Origin of the sequence: Nonomuraea sp. B12E4, from assembly GCF_039871825.1 — a bacterium.
Taxonomy (GTDB): Bacteria; Actinomycetota; Actinomycetes; order Streptosporangiales; family Streptosporangiaceae; genus Nonomuraea.
Map to the genome: position 1 here is coordinate 363,750 of NZ_JBDPME010000002.1, position 14,381 is coordinate 378,130.

Genomic DNA, 14,381 nt, shown 5'->3' on the forward strand with positions numbered 1-14,381 from the left:
GTTCAGAGGCGCGCGCCGACGTCCGCGCCGTTCCTGGGGCGCAGGAACGACGAAGCCAGCTCCAGCCCGGCGATGCGCCAGTGGGCGGCCTCCATGTGGATCACACCGCGCTGGGAGTTGCGGATGCCGGCGTCGACCGGGGCGGGGGTGTGCGGCAGGGCCTCGCCGTCGATGACGACCTTCTCGCGGCCGTAGGCGGTGAGGGTGATGGGGCTCTGCGGGGTGCCGTCCTTGAGGATCTGCAGGTTGGTGGTCGGGGCGTACGTGCCGCCGCGTACGAGGATCACCGTGCCGGGCTGCGCTTTCCTCCTGGCATTGTCGGCACAACTTCACAGGTGGTAAAGCGGCCATGAAAGTTTCACGCGCCGGACCGGGCCGCCTGGAGTGGTGAAACTTTCAGCCGGCTATCGCCTGTTTCCGCTGGTGTGCGGGCCCGCGCCGGCCGCCTCGCGGGCCGTCGCCGGGTGGCGGAGGGGCCGGTGCCCTATCGTGGGAGCGCTCCCAAAACCACCCCGACCCTGGAGCGGCGTGCCATGAGCAGACCGGGTTCGGGCTGGTGTACGAGTCGCCCGCGCCCGACACCTCCCCGCCCACGGCCCCCGGCACGCCCGCCGCGTCGGCGGTCACCTCGTCGTCGGTGAGCCTGAGCTGGGCCGCCTCCACCGACAACGTGGGCGTGACCGGCTACGACGTGGTCCGGGTGCAGGGCTCGGCGGAGAGCACGGCCGCCACCTCCGCCACCACCACGGCCTCCGTCACCGGCCTGACCCCGAGCACTTCGTACACCTTCGCCGTGTACGCCAGGGACGCGGCCGGCAACCGCTCGCCCCGCTCGGCGACGGTGACCGTGACCACGAGCGGCACGGGCAGCGGCACCGGCGGCTGCACGGTCACCCCGGCCACGCAGAGCCAGTGGAGCACCGGCTACGTGATCCAGGTGACCGTGACCAACACCGGCACGGCGACGGTGAACGGCTGGGGCGTCGCCTTCACCCTGCCCTCCGGCCACGCGCTCACCGGGGGGTGGAACGCCACGATGACCGTGAACGGTCAGGCGGTCACCGCCCGCGGCGTCGCGCACAACGGCACCCTGGCCCCCGGGGCCAGCGCCTCGTTCGGCTTCCAGGCGACCCGCCCGAGCGGCGACACCCGCCTGCCGTCCGACTATCGGTGCGCGTGACAGGACTCGCGGCGGCCTCCCGAGGGGCCGGGACGCCGCCGCGAGGCTGTATTCGGCGAGACGCTCTGCTCCACGAGGCACTCCATTGGTGAGGCGCTGTATCCGGAGTGGCACTGTTTTCGGGCGCTGTATCCGGTAGGCGCTGTTTCGGTGTGGCGCTGTATGGGGCGAGTCGGGCCGGCCGCCCGGCTGGGTGGCCGGCCCGTGGGGTCACCGGTCCTCGTAGATCCGGCCGAACTCCACCTCAGGCGTGGCGCTGCCGGCGAAGTTGCGGTCCACCGCGGTTCGCTCGGCCATGCTCGGGGTGGCATTGGTACAGCTCACCGGGGCGCTCGACCCCGACATCAGGTCCGAGCACAGCCCGGTGCGCCGGTCGGGCAGGCCCAGGATGTGGCCCATCTCGTGAGAGGCGATGCGCACCCAGTTGTAGTTGCTCGCCTCCCGGCCCATCCAGATCGTGCCGTTGCCGAGGCTCCGGGGCTGCGCCCGGGGCCAGCCGTTGTCGGCGATGACCACGAAGTTGGCGGGGGTTCCCTGCAGGAGCCGGACGTTCACCACATTGGAGTTCCAGATCTGCGCGCCCTGGTTGACCGCGCTCACGAACTCCGCCGCCCTGCTCGCGTCGTACCTGAGCACCCTGACCAGGGCCGCGGCCTGCGCGGGTGCGGTGACGAGGAGGAAGGAGAGGCAGAGAGTGGCGGACAGCACGAGACGAAGAGGTCTTGACACGGAGCCTCCTCCGGGTTGGGGGGTGTTGTCACGGTACTGACCGCTTCTCGCCCCGGAGAGTTACCAATTTGCCCCTATTACGGTGTTATGGCCGTCAGCGGCGCCGTCCCGTTCCGTCCGCCGGGGAATCAGGCATGGAAACTGTCGGTGGCCGGGCGCATACTCAGCGCATGCGCGAAGAAGAGCCCCTCGAGCTCGGCGAGATCGCCTTCTCCGACTGGTATGCCCACACCGACAAGATGGCCGAGGTCCGCTTCCTCACCATCGCCCGGCGGCTGCCCTCACTGGTGCGCCACGCGATGACCATGGCCTGGGGAGCGAGCCCCCGCGACACCCTGGCCACGATCGTGCTCAACCTCCTCGGCGGCGTGTTCACGGCGTTCGGCCTGCTGGCCACGACCGGCGTGCTCACGGCCCTGTTCAGCGAGGGTCCCACCCCCGACAGGGTGCTGGCGGCGCTCCCCAGCCTCGCCCTGGTCGGCGCCGCCGCGGTGGTGCGCACGATGGCCCAGGCGGGTGCCGGCTGGGCCCAGTCCCGCCTCACCCCCCAGATCGCCCGGCTCACCGAAGAGCGCCTCTACGGCCTGACCAGCCGTGTGGAGCTGGTGGCCTACGACGACCCGGAGTTCCACGACGCCCTGGAGCGCGCCAGGTCGCGCGGCGTGGTCATGGCCGACTCGGTGGTGACGACGTCCGTCGACGTGGTCACGGCCGCGGTCGGCCTGACGGCGGCGGCCGGCGTCCTCGGCGTGCTCCACCCGGTCCTGCTGCCCCTCCTGCTGCTGGCGGTGCTGCCGGACGCCTGGGCGGCGGTCCGCAGCGCTCGCATGCGCTACTCGGCGATGTTCCGGCTGATCCCGGCCCGCCGCCGCAAGTGGATCATCGCTGGCCTGCTGGCGGATCGGGACTCGGCGGCCGAGGTCCGCTCGTTCACCATGCGCGGCTTCCTGCTGCGCATGTATGACGCGGTCACCAGGGCCGAGCAGGACGTCATGCTCAAGCTGGCCAAACGCCAGACCATCGCCAGGCTCATCGGCGAGGCCCTCGGCGGTGTGGGCGCGGGGCTGGTCTACGTCGCCCTCGGCATCCTGCTCGCCGTCGCCGCCATCCCGCTGGCCGTGGCCGGCACCGCCGTCCTGGCCATCCGATCCGGCCAGAATTCCCTGGCCAACCTGATGTACGCCACCAACCGCCTCTACGAAGAGGGCCTGTACTTCACCGATTTCCTGGAGTTCTGCACGCAGGCCGAGTCCCGCCTGACCGCTGCCCGCCCCACCCCGATCCCGCCCGGCTTCGACCGGATCACCGCCGAGTCGGTCACCTTCACCTACCCCGGCGCCGAAGAGCCCGCCCTCCGCGACGTCTCCATCAAGATCCGCCGGGGCGAGGTCATCGCCTTCGTCGGCGAGAACGGCTCCGGCAAGACCACCCTTGCCAAAATCCTGTCCGGTCTCTATGCCCCCGACACCGGCACCGTCCGCTGGGACACCACCGACCTCAGCGACGTCAACCCCGAACACCTGCGCCTGCGCACCGCCGTCATCGCCCAGGACCACACCCGCTGGCCCCTGACCGCCCGTTACAACATCACCATGGGCACCGACAAGGGCCAGCCCGCCCTGCACGCCGCCGCCGCCGTGGCCGGCGCCGACGAAGTCATCGCCGACCTCCCCCACGGCTACCGCACCCTGCTGGACCGCCGCTTCAAAGACGGCCACGAGCTGTCCGGCGGCCAATGGCAGCGCATCGCCGTCGCCCGCGGCTTCCACCGCGATGCCGACCTGCTCATCTGCGACGAACCCACCGCCGCCCTGGACGCCCGGGCCGAACACGCCCTGTTCGAACAGATCCGCCACCACAGCGACGGCCGTACGGTCCTGCTCATCACCCACCGCCTGGCCAGCGTCCGCTACGCAGACCGCATCTACGTCCTGGACAAAGGCAAAATCACCGAACAGGGCGACCACCACACCCTGATGGCCCTCAACGGCCTCTACGCCGACCTCTACAGCCTCCAAGCCACCGCCTACCGCTGACCAACCCTTGTAAGATCCGCGATTCCGCGAGCAGGTGCGGCTGATCATGAGCACTCCGAGCAAACATGAGCTTGGAGGACGCTTCGCGATGTCGGACTTACGGGACTTCTGTCGCGCCTGTTCGACGGTCATCCGCGGGGGCGGGCTCGTGGGGTGCGGCGGCGGCATCAAGCGGTCCAACCGCCGAAACGGCTTCTGGATTCGCTGCCATCAAGCCGCCTTGTCCGTGGAATCGGGCGCGGGAGCCAGCCGCAGGCCGCCGGACTGGGTCTTCTCGTCGGGGAAGACCCACTTCCGGAGCGCCCAGAAGCGGAAGACCATGGCGATCAGCGTGCCGATGATCTGCGCGCTCATGAAGTCGGCGATCTCCTGGGTCGCCAGGCTCACATCAGGGGTCTCCAGGCGAAATACGTACCGGGAGATCCAGAGCGGCGCGGAGCTGAGCACCAGACCGACGCCACTGACCAGGAAGAACAGCGCCGCCTCGTGACGGCGCTCACGGCCGCCCCTGGTCCGGAACGACCATTCGCGGTTCAGCACGTAGGACACGATCGCCGCCACGAGCACCGCGATGATCTTCGCGGTCACCGGCTTCGGTTCCAAGATGGTGAGCTTCAGCCCATAGAACACCGCGTTGTCCACCAAGAACGCTGTTCCACCCACCACCGCGAACTTGAGCAGTTCACGGTGCTTCAGCGCCAGTGCGTGCAGCGGTCCCGGCAATCTCGCGAGTACTGCGTTCCCTATTCGGAGCACCCCCGATCTTCTCACCAGTCGACACCCTGGTACCAAGAGTTACGGACACGGCTTGTCCGGCCGGAACCGTACCTGACGACAATCCGCATGATCATGTGCTTTGACAACGCGGTCCACAAGCGGGTGACCGGCTCGTGCGGCGGTCGGACGTTCTGCACCTTGAGGGCTGCGCTGCCCACCGCGCAACCCGGCGCCCCAACCCCGACGAGCCGATCACCCTTGCTTTGTCCACGTCCTCACGTATCGGCCCCTCGCCTGGTGGCGGGTGGGGTCAGCAGGAGGAGAGCATCGAGGTCAACGCGGCCTTCTCGGAGCTGTCCACGCTCAGCCCCCAGTACCACTTGACCTGGGTCCAGGCGCGAGCGTAGCGGCAGCGTTCGGCGCTGCGTGGCTGCCACTCGGCGGGGTCCTGGTCGGACTTCGACTGGTTGACGTTGTCGGTGACGGCCCACAGTTGCGGCCCGCCCAGGTCGTTGGCGAACTGCTGGCGGCGGGAGGTGGTCCAGGACCAGGCGCCGGAGGCCCACGCCTCGGCCAGCGGGACCATGTGGTCGATGTCCACGTCGCTCGCGGCGGTCCAGGTGGCGCCGTCGTACGGGCTGAACCAGGAGCCGGAGACGGCGGCGCAGGAGGAGTCGGTCACGACGTTGGTGCCGTCCCTCTTGAGGACCTCCTCGCGGGTGTTGCAGGTGCCGGAGACGGTAATCCAGTGCGGGAACAGGTCCCGGTCGTACGTGCTGCCGTGGGACTCGGCGGTCACCGGGAGGGTGGCCAGACGGGAGGACGCGGTGGCGGCGGAGGGGATGTTCGGCGGGATGGCGGCGGCCGGTTGGGTGGTGACGGTAAGGGTCAGGGCGGCGGCGCAGGCGAAGCCCAGGGCGGCGGGTAGGGCGCGGTGCATGAGGGGTCGACCCTTCTGCCGCCGTCCTCGGACAGGCGCAAGTGCCGGTCAGGGGGCGAGGAGGGCGGGCACCTCGACGGTGCCATTGTCATGGTTAGTCCTTATATGGCCAGGTTTGCCGAGCCGCCAGGGACGTGTTGAGTGATTCCTGACATTGGCGGTCATGCTGCCTTCGCCGGGTCGGTCAACGTTGCGGCAACGTTCACCAGCGGGCCATCCGGCGGCCGAGATCCTCGGCGGGAGCGGAGGTCTGGCCGGGTGGGGGTCAGGCTACGGTGACGTCGAGGAAGATCGGCTTCTTCGCGGCGAGCAGTGGAGTGCCGTTCGCGTCCGTCATCTTCCAGAAGATCTTGCAGCGGCCGGGGGAGTCGGCGGCGCGTACGCGTACCGTGATGTCGACCGACTCACCCGGCAGGACGGGGCCGATGCCGACCCGCTTGGGGGCCTGGCACGGGGTGTCGTTCATGCGTGTGAGATAGCGGCCCTCCCACGGGAGGGTGCCCGCGTTCCGGATGCGCCAGGTCTTGTCGAAGGTCTTGCCCTTGTCCACCACGGTCCCGTCCGGGTAGGTCACGTCCCCCTCGAAGGCGGAGTCGTCACGCGGTGAGGCGGGAGGTGAGGTGGGTGGAGTGGTCCGTGCGACAGGCTGATCTCGCTCGTCCGCGAACGGCAGCCCCCAGGCCAGCAGTACGGTGGCGAGCCCCAGCACGACGGCTATGACGGCGATGACTGTGGCCTTGCCCGCCCGGGACATGGGCCGCGTGGGTGGATGCGATGGATCGGGCGGACCGGCCTGCCAGTGCCGTGCGGACGGCAAGGGCACCGTGGACGGATCCGAGGGGTCGACAGGGTCGACAGGGTCGGCTTGCGAGGGCTGCGGGGGGTGTGCGGACGGATCCGTTGGAGTTGAGAGGGCGGCTTCCACATGTTGTGCCGGTTGGGAAGGTGGTGTGGACGGATCCGAGGCATCGGATGGGTGGGATTGGGGCTGGTCAGGCATGGGGGCCTCATACTTGGCGTCGCCGGCGATCCTCGCGGCCTGCTCCCAGTGCGCCCGCCACTCGCGCCTGACCTCCTCCGGGTCCTGGCCCAGCCGGTCGACCGCCAGGACCCGGACGAACTCCCAGGTCGTCTCCCAGGTCGGCAACGTCGAACCGCGGGCCGCGGCGGCCAGCGACGACTTCGAGGCCGCCGCGCCGAGGCGGGCGGCCATGTCCGCGAAGGACGGGTCGCCCGCCTCTTCCTTCAGCCGCCACAGACGGTGTGCGAGCAGCGCGACCGGGCCGGACTCCGGATGCGGCCGGATCGGCTTGCGCCCTCGCCGCGGTCCGGCTCCCTCGTCCTGCGATGCGGACGACTCGGCCATGCCACCCCTGCTCTGGTCGACCCCTGCACGTCCAGACCAGACGACATTATCAAAGTCATCCCTTGTGCACGATCCATTACAGAGCGGCAGGACCCCGGCGAAGCGGTAACCCCCTGGTGTACCGGTCCGACCGGGGTCCTGGGCTCCGGGCTGAAGGCGGCGGCCTCAATCCGGGAAATTCGGATTCACAGACTCGCTCGAGAGAGTCAGGCCGGGAGAATCAGCCGCAGTGTGAAACTTCCTTGATGGACTGGACGGTCGGGTGCACGCCCTTGAATTTCTTCTTGTCGAAGTCGCCGCCGCGCACCCAAATGCACGCGTCCGAGGCCTGCGCGACCCGGATCTTGATTCCCCGGGAATGCTTGCAGCGGTTGTGGAAGTAGACGGTGACGCTGGAGGTCCCGTCGTCCCCGTACGAGTAGCTGAAGCACCGGGTCTTTCCGCGGATGACGTCGAGAGCCGTTTGGGTCCCGGCGGAGACCGCGGTGTTCGTGGCCGGGGCGACGGTCGCGTACGACGCGGGCGCCGCGGCCGAGTAGGCGAACATCGTGGCCGCCATCGAGGTCACCGCGAACGCTGCCTTGGTGTGCATTCTCATCGAACTTTCCCCCATTCGGTTCGGACTTTCTGTAACCACCTTCACGGGTCGGCGCCGCCACTGCCAAGCGATTTACGGTGGATAATTGTCCGAACATTTTCCAGGGGCCGTTGGACAATTGAATCCGCAGGTCGGATGTCGGAGCTCCAACCCTGCCCTGCTTGACGAATGGCGGTGCGGATGGTTAGACGACAGGCATGACCACCGTCAAAGAGCGGCTCCGCGGCGCGCTCTCCAATGTGGATCTCGGCATCGTGCTGCTCGTCGCCGTGGCGGTCAGCGTGCTCGATCTGCTAGAAGTTCTCGACGACGGACAATCCGACGACCTGATCCTGCCGGTGCTGGCCTTGCTGGCCTTCGTCTGGATCAGGGACAGGAACAGGCAGTCACGGGTGGCCGACCGGCTCGCCCACGTGTCGCGTACGGCCGACGCGATGTGGCGGCTGCTGGCGAGCGGCGATTCGGTGAAATCGCTGAACGGCGCGGCCATCACCCGGTTGCTGGCCGAGGCGCGGGCCACCAGCGACCTGTGGCTGTTCAAAGGCGGCACGGGCACCTATATACGGGCGGTCACCCTGCCGGAATGCATTGAGCGGGCCAGGCGCACGCGGAGCAGGATGCGTTTCCTGCTGGAATTGCTCGACCCGACGAACGACGAGTTGTGCGACGCCTACGCGCAACTCCACCGGAACCTGGCGAACGACGGGGCCGAGGAGAAAGGTTGGTCGTCCCTGGACACCCGTAAGGACGTTTATTCCACGATTCTGGCGGCCTGCTGGTTCCGGCAGAACAACAGCCAGCTCATGGAGCTGAAGATCGGCCTTTCCGGCACGATATCGCTGTTCCGCTGCGACCTCACCTCGCACAATCTGGTGCTCACCCAGCGCGGCCCGGAATTTCCCGGCCTGGCCATTCCGCGCGACAGCCCGCATTACAACCCCTGGTACGTCGAGCTGGAGAACAGCCTCAACCAGACCAGGCTGCTGGCGGTGAACGCGGCACCGCAGCTCAGCGCCCGGCCCACCGTGGCCGAGGCCAGGGCGCTGTTCGCGGCGCTGGGCATCCCGCTGGGGGAGGAGTTCACGGACCGCGACGTGGCGGCGATCGCCGGCAACGCGCTCAGCCGTACCGACCCGTACCAGGGGAGAGTGCAGGTCCCCGCGCAGTCCGTCGGCTCGCCGCCCGCCGAGCCGTCCGTGAACTGAACCGTAGCGCCGCGGCTGGGTCGAGTCGTTCCCCGAGCCGACCTGGTCGTCCTCGGGGTGGAGGCTCCGGTGGGCGGCGGCACCTGGCAGGCTGGCGGGCATGGGATTCGGGGTGCGGGAGTTCGAGCTGGCGTTGCTGCACCGGATGCGTGACCTCAACGCCGGCCGGGTGGAGGACGCGCTCGCCAAGCTCGGCGCGTCGCGAGCCGAGCTGCGGGCCGCGCATGCCCACTGGACCCGGATCCTGCACGCGAGCAGGGGGCGGGCCGGACTGTGGCGGGTGCTCGGCCGGCCGGTCCACCGGGGTGTGACGGCGATCGGGAGTCTCACCTGTGACATCGCCCGGTGGGAGCTGCCGTCGTGGCCGGGCCTGCAGTTCGAGGTCCTGTACGGGCCCGGCAGGGAAGTCTGGAACCAGTGGTTCGTCCGCCCCGGCGGCGCCGCCCGGCTGGACTTCGCGGATCTGGCGCCCTGGGGTTGTGTCGTCGGCGACGTGGCCGCGAGCTTCCCCGGGGCCGCCCAGTGCGAGGGCATGGCCCCGCACCACTGGGCGGTGGACTTCCGCCACGGCGGCACCGGCTACCGGGCCCGCTTCGTGTACGGGCTGTACCAGCGGCTCGACCGGCTCGACCGGTTCGACGGGCTCCGAGGGGACCCGGCCGATGGCGGCGGCCCGGCTGGACCGCCTCAGTGACGGCGCAGGTGCTTGGCGGCCTGTGCCGGCGGTTCGACCGGATCGGTGGCGGTGCGGGTGGCCGGGGCCGGTGGTTCGGCTGGGTCAGTGGCGGCCCAGGCGGTGGGCCAGGCGGTCCAGGGACAGGTTGATCAGGATGAAGATGCCCGCGATGAGGATGGCCGCGGGGATGACGTTGGAGAAGTTGGCCGCGATGCCGTTCAGGCCGCGGTCCACGAGCTCGTCGTAGCCGACGATGAGCCCGAGCGCCGAGTCCTTCAGCAGCACGATGAACTGGCTGACCAGGGCGGGCATCATGGCCTTCAGCGCCTGGGGCAGCAGGACGAGCCGCATCACCTGGCCCTTGCGCATGCCCATCGCGTACGCCGCCTCGCCCTGCCCCCGCGGCAGGCTGAGCACCCCGGCCCGGATGATCTCCGCGATCACCGACCCGTTGTAGAGGGTGAGACCGAAGACGACCGCCGTGAACGCGGAGATGTTCATCCCCAGGACGGCGTACGAGCCGAAGAAGGCGAAGAAGATCAGCAGCAGGAGCGGCACGGAACGGAAGAACTCCACCACCGTGGCCGCGGGCACCCGGATCCAGCGGTGCTCGGACATCCGGGCGGTCCCGAACACGAGCCCGAACAGCCCGGCCAGCACCACCCCCGCCACGGCGGCACCGAGCGTCCCGGCCAGCCCGGGCAGGATGAACGTGGCCCAGACGTCGGCCCGCAGCAGGGGCGTCCACTTGGCGGCCGCCCACTGGTCCTTCTCGTCGAAGCGCACATAGACCAGGTACGCCAGCGCCAGCAGGGCCGCCGCGACGACCACCGCCAGCAGCCGGTTGCGGCGGATCCCGCGCGGCCCCGGCCGCTCGTACAGGTTCGAGTAGCTCATCGTGACACCGCCGGCAGCAGGTTCGGGTGGCTCATCGCGGCGACGGCCGGTCGCGGGTTCGGGTGGCTCATCGTGACACCGCCAGGCGCTTGGACAGCCAGCCGAACAGCAGGCCCATCGGCAGGCAGAGCAGGACGAAGCCGGCGGCGAAGCCCAGGAAGACCTCGATGACCTGGTCGCCGTACGTCTCGATCATCTCGCGCATCCGCACGGACGCCTCGCTCACCCCCACCACGAGCGCGATCGTGGTGTTCTTGGTCAGCGCGATCATGATGCTGCCCAGCGGCGCCACCACCGCGCGGAACGCCTGCGGCAGCGTGATCAGGGCAAGCGTCTTGACGAACCCGAGGCCGAGCGACCTGGCCGCCTCCGCCTGGCCGACCGGCACCGTGTTGAGGCCCGAGCGCAGGGCCTCGCAGACGAAGGCCGAGGTGTAGGCCGTCAGCCCGATGCAGGCGAGCCAGAAGTTGTTGGTCGCGATGTCGTCGGACAGCTCCAGCCCCAGGTTCGCCCCGATGCCCAGGCCGGTGAACAGCAGCACCAGGGTGAGCGGAGTGTTGCGGGCCACGGTCACGTAGACGGTCGCGGCGCCGCGCAGGGTGGGCAGCGGCGCCACCCGCATGGCGGTCAGCAGGGTGCCCAGCACCAGCGAGCCGATCGCGCTGACCGCCGCCAGGCGGACCGTCATCCAGAACGCGGCCAGGATGGTGTCGCGTTCGAACAGCAGTGCTTCCACGCGGATCAGTACCGCTCTAGCTGCGGGGCCGCCGGCACCGGGAAGCCCGAGGCTCCGACGCTGGCCTCCAGCGCCTTCTGCCAGCTCCCGTCGCCGAACATCTTGGTCAGCGCGTCGTTGACCGCCTTACGGCCCACCGTGTCGTCCTTCTTCAGGCCGATGCCGTACTTCTCGGTGCTGAACGGCTTGCCGACCACCTTGAGCTTGCCCGCGTGCTGCGCGGCGTAGCCGGCCAGGATGACGTTGTCCGTGGTGAGGGCGTCGAGCTGGCCGCCGAGCACCCGGTCCACGCACGCCGAGTACGTGCGCTCCTCCTGTAGCTGCACCTCCTTGGCGTACTCCGTCTTGACCTTCTGCGCGGGGGTCGAGCCGGCGACGGAGCACAGCTTCTTGCCGTTCAGCGTCTCGGGCCCGGTCAGCGCGGCCTCGTCGGTCCGCACCAGCAGGTCCTGCCCGGCCACGAAGTACGGCCCGGCGAACGACACCTTCTGCTTCCTGGCGTCGGTGATCGAGTACGTGGCCACCACCATGTCCACCTGGCCCTGCTCGATGAACACCTCCCGGTTGCCCGACACGGTCTCCTTGAAGGTGATCCCGGCCGGCTCGACGCCGAGCTGCTTGGCCACGTACTTGGCGACCTCGATGTCGAAGCCGCTGAAGCTGCCGTCCGGCGTGCGCAGGCCGAGGCCCGGCTGGTCCGCCTTCACACCGATCACCAGCTTCTTCTCGGCCTTGGCCTTGTCCACGATGGACGCGTAGCCTTCCTGGCCGCTGCCACAGGCGGAGGCGGTCAGCGCGAGGACGGCGAAGACGGCGTAGAGGGATCTGCCGAACATGGGGCCTCCTAGTGGGTGAGGATCTTGTCGAGGAAGGACTGGGCGCGCTCGCTGCTGGGGGCGCCGAAGAAGGTGTCGGGGGCGGCCTGCTCGACGATCTCCCCGTCGGCCATGAACACCACCCGGTCGGCCGCCCGCCGGGCGAAGCCCATCTCGTGGGTGACGACGACCATGGTCATGCCCTCGCGGGCGAGCGAGGTCATGACCTCCAGCACCTCGTTGACCATCTCCGGGTCGAGCGCCGAGGTGGGCTCGTCGAAGAGGATCACCTTGGGCTCCATGGCCAGCGCCCGGGCGATGGCCACCCGCTGCTGCTGGCCGCCGGACAACTGGGCGGGGAACTTGGCCGCCTGGGCGCCGATGCCGACCCGGTCGAGCAGCGCGCGGGCCGTGGCCTCGGCGGCCGCCCTGGGCTTGCCCAGCACGTGGACCTGCGCGAGGACGACGTTGTCCAGCACGGTCTTGTGGGCGAAGAGGTTGAAGGACTGGAAGACCATGCCCACCTCGGCGCGCAGCCGGGCGAGGGCGCGTCCCTCCTCGGGCAGCGGCGTGCCGTCCACGCTGATCGTGCCGGAGTCGATGGTCTCCAGCCGGTTGATCGCCCGGCACAGGGTGGACTTGCCCGCGCCGGACGGGCCGATGATCACCACCACCTCGCCCCGCCGTACGCGCAGGCTGACGTCCCTGAGCACATGGAGGTCGCCGTAGCGCTTGTTGACCTGGTCCAGGACGATCAGGTCCGCCTCGGTCATGCGACACGCTCCTTCGTTCGGTCGGCGTTGGCGTAACCGTAGGGAGGAGCATGATCAGGAGGCGGGCTTGTGCGCGTTCTGCTCAGCGATTGCCCGGGTCGGGCCGCCGGACCGGCAAGCGGCCGGGCCGCCGGACCGGTGAGCGGTCGCTCAGCGGGCGGTGGGCTTGGAGCGGTCGGGCGCGGCCCCGGTGACGCCGATGGTGGCCTTGAAGGCGCGGTCCCACGCCCCGTCCCGCAGGGAGCGGGCGATCAGCCCGTTGAGGTAGTCGCGGAAGGCCGTGTCCTGCTTGCGCACGCCCATCCCGTACGGCTCCCGCGCGAACGGCTTGCCCACCAGTCGCAGCGTGTCGGGATGCTGGTGCAGCAGGCCGAGCAGGATGGTGTCGTCGGTGCTGATCGCGTCGACCCGCTCGGTCATGAGCGCGGGCACGCAGATGCTGTACGCGTCGACGGTCACCAGGCGGGCGCTGGGCACGTCCTCGCGGATCCGGTCGATGGAGGTGGACCCCTTGGCCGTGCACACGGTCTTGCCCTTGAGGTCCGCCACCCCGTTGATCCGGGTGTCCCCGTTCCTGACCAGGATGTCCTGGCCGGCGTAGTAGTACGGGTCGGTGAAGCCGACCAGCCGGGCGCGGGGAGCCGTGATCGAGTACGTGGCGATGACGAGGTCCACGAACTCCTGGGTCAGGAAGTTCTCCCGTTCGCGTGACACGGTCTCGATGAAGCGGATGTTGCGCTCGCTGCCGGTGAGGTCCTTGGCCACCATCCGGGCCATCTCCGCGTCGAACCCGATGATCCGCCCGCTGGAGGGCTCCTTGTAGCCGAACATCGGCTGGTCGAACTTGGTGCCCACCAGCAGGACGCCGCGGTCCCTGATGCGGGCCATGGTCGAGCCCGCGGGGAACGGGTTGTCCTCGCCGCAGCCCGCCGCCGGCAGGCAGAACAGCAGCGCCAGCAGGGCCCTGAACATCCTCACCGGATGCGGTACCGATGCTGCGGGCGGCCGGTCGGCCCGTACCGCGGCCGGCCCTCGACCTGGCCGCGGTCGGCGAGGTACTCCAGGTAGCGGCGGGCGGTGGCGCGGCTGATGCCGATCATCTTGGCCAGCTCGTGCGCGGAGGCGTCCTCCTTGACGGACGACAGCGCGTCCAGCACCGCCTGCTCGGTCGCCGCCGAGATGCTCTTCGGCCGGGCCGCCTGGTCGAGGTGGAGGGAGCGGAAGACGCGGTCGATCTCCTGCTGTTCGGCGAACCGGTCGCCGGCCGACAGTTGCTCGACCGTGGCCGCGTACCGCAGCAGCGTCTGCTCCAGCGTGCCGGCCCGGGTGGGTTTGACCAGGTAGTAGAGGGCGCCGCGCTGCATGGCCGCGCGCACGGCCGCCGACTCGTGGTGGCCGGAGATCACGATGACGTCGGCGGGCGGCTGGTCGGGCCGGCGCAGCCGGTGCGCGACCTCCAGTCCGGGCAGGTCGGGTAAGTGCAGGTCGAGCAGGATCAGCCGGGGAGCGAAGCGGCCCGCGGCGGCCAGTGCGGCGTGCCCGGTGTGCGCGATTCCCACGACTTTGAAGCCGAGCACCCGGTTGACCTGCGCGTGCAGTGCCGCGGTGACGACCGGGTCGTCGTCCACGATGAGAACGGTGATGTCCTTGGCCTCAGGCATCGCCACGCTCCTCGTCCAACAAAGATGGATCAAAGCAGCTTAAGCAGCTCTT

16 protein-coding genes are annotated in these 14,381 nt (G+C 69.6%); 4 read left to right on the plus strand and 12 right to left on the minus strand.

The genetic code is table 11. The features are described from left to right. Positions 1–2: 2 nt before the first annotated feature. Positions 3–287 (minus strand): hypothetical protein, encoded by a 285-nt coding sequence (locus ABGB18_RS07490; RefSeq protein WP_347694625.1) that lies wholly within the window; start codon positions 285–287, stop codon positions 3–5. 269 nt (positions 288–556) lie between these two features. Between ABGB18_RS07490 and ABGB18_RS07495 the strand changes: the two genes are divergently transcribed. Continuing rightward, the gene (locus ABGB18_RS07495; RefSeq protein WP_347694626.1) at positions 557–1,180 is read left to right on the plus strand and encodes a cellulose binding domain-containing protein; all 624 of its coding nucleotides are present in this window, start codon (positions 557–559) and stop codon (positions 1,178–1,180) included. A 210-nt stretch (positions 1,181–1,390) separates the two neighbouring features. Here the strand turns inward: ABGB18_RS07495 and ABGB18_RS07500 are convergent, their stop codons facing one another. Further along, a complete protein-coding gene (locus ABGB18_RS07500) occupies positions 1,391–1,909 on the minus strand; it encodes a snapalysin family zinc-dependent metalloprotease (protein ID WP_347694627.1) in 519 nt (172 codons plus the stop codon). A 170-nt stretch (positions 1,910–2,079) separates the two neighbouring features. Here ABGB18_RS07500 and ABGB18_RS07505 point away from each other — a divergent pair, with 170 nt between their 5' ends. Next, positions 2,080–3,945 (plus strand): ABC transporter ATP-binding protein, encoded by a 1,866-nt coding sequence (locus ABGB18_RS07505; protein ID WP_347694628.1) that lies wholly within the window; start codon positions 2,080–2,082, stop codon positions 3,943–3,945. A 210-nt stretch (positions 3,946–4,155) separates the two neighbouring features. On the opposite strand, the gene ABGB18_RS07510 is transcribed toward ABGB18_RS07505, so the two are convergent. The 4 genes from ABGB18_RS07510 to ABGB18_RS07525 form a co-directional block, all read right to left on the minus strand. Continuing rightward, complete coding sequence (locus tag ABGB18_RS07510; RefSeq protein ID WP_347694629.1) at positions 4,156–4,668, minus strand: GtrA family protein; 513 nt, start codon at positions 4,666–4,668, stop codon at positions 4,156–4,158. Positions 4,669–4,972: 304 nt separating this feature from the next. Further along, entirely contained in the window at positions 4,973–5,602 is a 630-nt protein-coding gene (locus tag ABGB18_RS07515; protein ID WP_347694630.1) for an HNH endonuclease family protein, read from the minus strand. 265 nt (positions 5,603–5,867) lie between these two features. Next, the gene (locus ABGB18_RS07520; RefSeq protein WP_347694631.1) at positions 5,868–6,968 is read right to left on the minus strand and encodes an NBR1-Ig-like domain-containing protein; all 1,101 of its coding nucleotides are present in this window, start codon (positions 6,966–6,968) and stop codon (positions 5,868–5,870) included. 220 nt (positions 6,969–7,188) lie between these two features. Next, positions 7,189–7,566, minus strand: coding sequence for a hypothetical protein (locus ABGB18_RS07525; RefSeq protein WP_347694632.1), 378 nt, complete (start codon positions 7,564–7,566; stop codon positions 7,189–7,191). 197 nt (positions 7,567–7,763) lie between these two features. Between ABGB18_RS07525 and ABGB18_RS07530 the strand changes: the two genes are divergently transcribed. Next, positions 7,764–8,771: a hypothetical protein gene (locus ABGB18_RS07530; RefSeq protein ID WP_347694633.1), complete on the plus strand. Its 1,008-nt coding sequence runs from the start codon at positions 7,764–7,766 to the stop codon at positions 8,769–8,771. 100 nt (positions 8,772–8,871) lie between these two features. After that, positions 8,872–9,465, plus strand: coding sequence for a hypothetical protein (locus ABGB18_RS07535; protein WP_347694634.1), 594 nt, complete (start codon positions 8,872–8,874; stop codon positions 9,463–9,465). 84 nt (positions 9,466–9,549) lie between these two features. Here ABGB18_RS07535 and ABGB18_RS07540 read toward each other — a convergent pair whose 3' ends face one another. The 6 genes from ABGB18_RS07540 to ABGB18_RS07565 all read right to left on the minus strand — a co-directional run bounded on the left by ABGB18_RS07540 (position 9,550) and on the right by ABGB18_RS07565 (position 14,329). Next, the gene (locus ABGB18_RS07540; protein WP_347694635.1) at positions 9,550–10,344 is read right to left on the minus strand and encodes an amino acid ABC transporter permease; all 795 of its coding nucleotides are present in this window, start codon (positions 10,342–10,344) and stop codon (positions 9,550–9,552) included. 67 nt (positions 10,345–10,411) lie between these two features. Next, positions 10,412–11,080 (minus strand): amino acid ABC transporter permease, encoded by a 669-nt coding sequence (locus ABGB18_RS07545; protein ID WP_347694636.1) that lies wholly within the window; start codon positions 11,078–11,080, stop codon positions 10,412–10,414. A gap of 5 nt (positions 11,081–11,085) precedes the next feature. After that, positions 11,086–11,916: a glutamate ABC transporter substrate-binding protein gene (locus tag ABGB18_RS07550; RefSeq protein WP_347694637.1), complete on the minus strand. Its 831-nt coding sequence runs from the start codon at positions 11,914–11,916 to the stop codon at positions 11,086–11,088. A gap of 8 nt (positions 11,917–11,924) precedes the next feature. Next, complete coding sequence (locus ABGB18_RS07555) at positions 11,925–12,668, minus strand: amino acid ABC transporter ATP-binding protein (RefSeq protein ID WP_347694638.1); 744 nt, start codon at positions 12,666–12,668, stop codon at positions 11,925–11,927. Between the two features lie 150 nt (positions 12,669–12,818). After that, on the minus strand, positions 12,819–13,640 hold the full coding sequence (locus tag ABGB18_RS07560; RefSeq protein ID WP_347694639.1) for a glutamate ABC transporter substrate-binding protein: 822 nt from the start codon (positions 13,638–13,640) through the stop codon (positions 12,819–12,821). A 2-nt stretch (positions 13,641–13,642) separates the two neighbouring features. After that, positions 13,643–14,329 (minus strand): response regulator, encoded by a 687-nt coding sequence (locus ABGB18_RS07565; protein WP_347694640.1) that lies wholly within the window; start codon positions 14,327–14,329, stop codon positions 13,643–13,645. Between the last annotated feature and the right edge of the window lie 52 nt (positions 14,330–14,381).